This window comes from Edaphobacter sp. HDX4 (genome assembly GCF_036877565.1).
Taxonomy (GTDB): Bacteria; Acidobacteriota; Terriglobia; order Terriglobales; family Acidobacteriaceae; genus Edaphobacter.
Window position 1 is genome coordinate 1 of record NZ_JAEDXW010000047.1, and the last position, 2687, is coordinate 2687.

The following is a 2687-nucleotide window of genomic DNA, read 5'->3' on the forward strand; positions in this document are numbered from 1 at the left end:
CTCGCAGCTCCATCGCGAGAGACTTCGCAGGATCTGCGGTTCCCTCTGCACAGGCACTTATAAAGAACTCAGCCCGAAACGGCCTCGCCTGAGGCAAATCACTCATAAAGAGTCTGGACAGCCGAACCACGCGGCCTTATCCTCGGCTTCATGGTTCGGCCCCTTGTTTCACTTGCATTTCTCTCTGCCTTCATAACGGATTCTGCAGTCGCGCAAACGAATCCCTTAGACCCTACCCCTACCCTCTCCGGATACATCACTCGCGTTTCCTCCCCGTCCGACTTTGATGTGAACGGAGTTCATGTCATCGTCAACGGGAAGACTCAATTACAGCGAGCCACAGACGCCCAGTCATCGTCGACAAATGTCGAAGACGTCTTCTTTGGAGAGTGCACAGACATCTATGGCAAGCTCGACCGCAAGCAACACAGGGTCGAGGCAACCAAAGTCGTCTTTTGCAGATTCGATTCTGAAGCGCTCAGCGGAGTCGCCATCATCGATCATCTCATCGAGCCTGCTATAGACAAGGATCTGGTTGTACGCGCCGACGGCTATCCAATTCGTATCGAACCCAGCACGGCTGTAGCCTACGTAGCTCCGCTCTCTTCTCTGAATGACATCAAACCAAACATATGGATCGAATATCACGGCACCCTCAGCTCCAATGGAACCATCCTTGCAGACAAGGTTCTCTTCCGCCCAAATAACATCTCGGAAAAGGAGGGAGAGCTGCGCAGAAAGAACGAATACGATCCGTCTACTGTCCCGCCAAATTCAGAGCAGAGTGCCATTAGCAAACATTTCTTGGGCATGGATCCCAAAAAAATTCCTCCTTACGACGATCCCGCCATGCAGTCTCGTGTGGATCGTATCGGAGCCAGTCTCATCCCTTCGTACCAGCGTCATCTTAAAAGCGATGAACCATCTAGAATTTCTTTCCGGTTTCAACTCATCGACAATCCGAAACTGAATGACGCTCTAACGCTTCCGAATGGAATCATCTTGGTACCCCGCCAGATCGTGGAACGGCTGGAAAACGACTCTCAACTCGCTACGGTACTAGCTGACAACATAGCCACAGCACTTGAGAAACAACGTTACCGACTCGATCCGGCGTACAAAACCACGAACTTGGCAATGGAAATGGCCTCAGTTGGAGGAGCATTCGTCCCTGGTCTCGGATTGGCCGGGGTAATCGCGAAGCACGTCTCGGACACTTCTATAAAAACCGACCTGATTCAACAAAGCGGACGCGTCAGCCTCGGCCTCTTGCGCGACGCTGGCTACGATCTAGAACAAGCTCCTGTGGCATGGTGGCTTCTCGCGGCGAAGCCCTCCAAAAGCATGAAGGACACACAGATTCCTTCTCGCGCCCTCAATCTCTACCGCGCAATTGGCCTGATCTGGACCAACTATCCAACAACAGCCTCTCCCGCGAACAATGCCGTTACATCATCCACAAACTAACAACGAAAACGCGTGGTTTGGCTCGGCACATCTCCGCGACTCGCATACAACTAACCAAAAAGGCCGCTCCATCGGAGCGGCCTCTCTATCTTGTCTCTTAGACTTACACCTGCACCATACCGCCATCCACAAACAGCTCCACACCCGCCACAAAGCTCGAGTCATCGGACGCCAGGAACACCACCGCCTTAGCAATCTCGTCCGCCGTGCCCATGCGCCCCAGCGGAACCTGCGAGGCCAGCGTCGCCTTCAACTGCTTCGCCTGCTCCGGATCCGGAACCAGCCCATCCACTCCGGGAGTATCGATCGGCCCCGGGCTCACCACGTTCACCCGAATCTGGCGGTCCTTCAGCTCATTGGTCCACGTCCGCGCAAAGGAACGTACCGCAGCCTTCGTCGCGCTATAGACGCCAAACGCCGCCATACCCTTGATCGAAACAATCGATGCATTCAGCACAATCGTTCCACCAGCGGGAATCAAGGGAAGAGCCTTCTGGACCGTAAAGAATAGTCCCTTCACGTTCGTGTTGAAGGTCTTGTCGAAGTGCTCTTCGGTCACCGCATCGATCGTGGCAAACTCTCCGCCTCCCGCATTCACAAACAGCACATCCAGGCGGCCATACTGCTTCTTGATCTCTGCATAGACTCTGTCGATGTCTTCCAGCTTGCTCGCATCTGCCTGGATTCCCGTCGCATCCGATCCAATCTCTTTCACCGCAGCATCCAGATTCTCTTTGCGCCTCCCGGTGATAATCACCTTCGCGCCCTCGGCGACAAAACGCTTCGCCGTCGCCAGTCCAATGCCGCTGTTTCCGCCAGTCACCAGTGCAATCTTGCCTTCGAGCTTCTTCGACATATATCTCTCCTTTTCTGCTGCAGTCGTTTTGATTCACTACTAATTCAAAAGTTCCGAAAATATGAACTATTGAATCAAGTCCCCATCGCCGCCTATCATAATCACCAGGTGAAGCCGCTCTTCCATCCTTCGATCGAGGACATCTCCGTAGAGGCGGTCCTCCACGCGCTCTCCGATCCTGTGCGTGCCGCCATCTTTGCCCAGATCACCGCGTCGCAGTGCTCCGCCACCTGTTCCGCGTTTCAGGACATCATCGATCGCCCCATCCCTAAGTCCACCCTCTCCCAGCACTTCAAGGTGCTTCGCGAATCCGGACTCATTCGAGCCGAGCGCAAAGGTGTCGAGATGCACAACACCTCGCGCT

3 protein-coding genes are annotated in these 2687 nt (G+C 54.3%); 2 read left to right on the plus strand and 1 reads right to left on the minus strand.

Translation table 11 applies throughout. From position 1 onward, the window contains the following. Positions 1-150: 150 nt before the first annotated feature. Positions 151-1467, plus strand: coding sequence for a DUF5666 domain-containing protein (locus JAO29_RS23040; RefSeq protein WP_334270632.1), 1317 nt, complete (start codon positions 151-153; stop codon positions 1465-1467). Positions 1468-1570: 103 nt separating this feature from the next. Here JAO29_RS23040 and JAO29_RS23045 read toward each other — a convergent pair whose 3' ends face one another. Then, the gene (locus JAO29_RS23045) at positions 1571-2323 is read right to left on the minus strand and encodes a glucose 1-dehydrogenase (RefSeq protein ID WP_334270633.1); all 753 of its coding nucleotides are present in this window, start codon (positions 2321-2323) and stop codon (positions 1571-1573) included. A 69-nt stretch (positions 2324-2392) separates the two neighbouring features. Here JAO29_RS23045 and JAO29_RS23050 point away from each other — a divergent pair. Beyond that, positions 2393-2687 (plus strand): ArsR/SmtB family transcription factor (locus tag JAO29_RS23050; protein ID WP_334270634.1); only part of this gene is annotated, 295 nt, incomplete at its 3' end.

What these genes read in the sequence shown, in the direction of transcription:
- JAO29_RS23040 (WP_334270632.1), top strand. Translation starts at nt 151, where the DNA reads ATGGTTCGGCCCCTTGTTTCACTTGCATTTCTCTCTGCCTTCATAACG.
- JAO29_RS23045 (WP_334270633.1), bottom strand. Translation starts at nt 2,323, where the DNA reads ATGTCGAAGAAGCTCGAAGGCAAGATTGCACTGGTGACTGGCGGAAAC.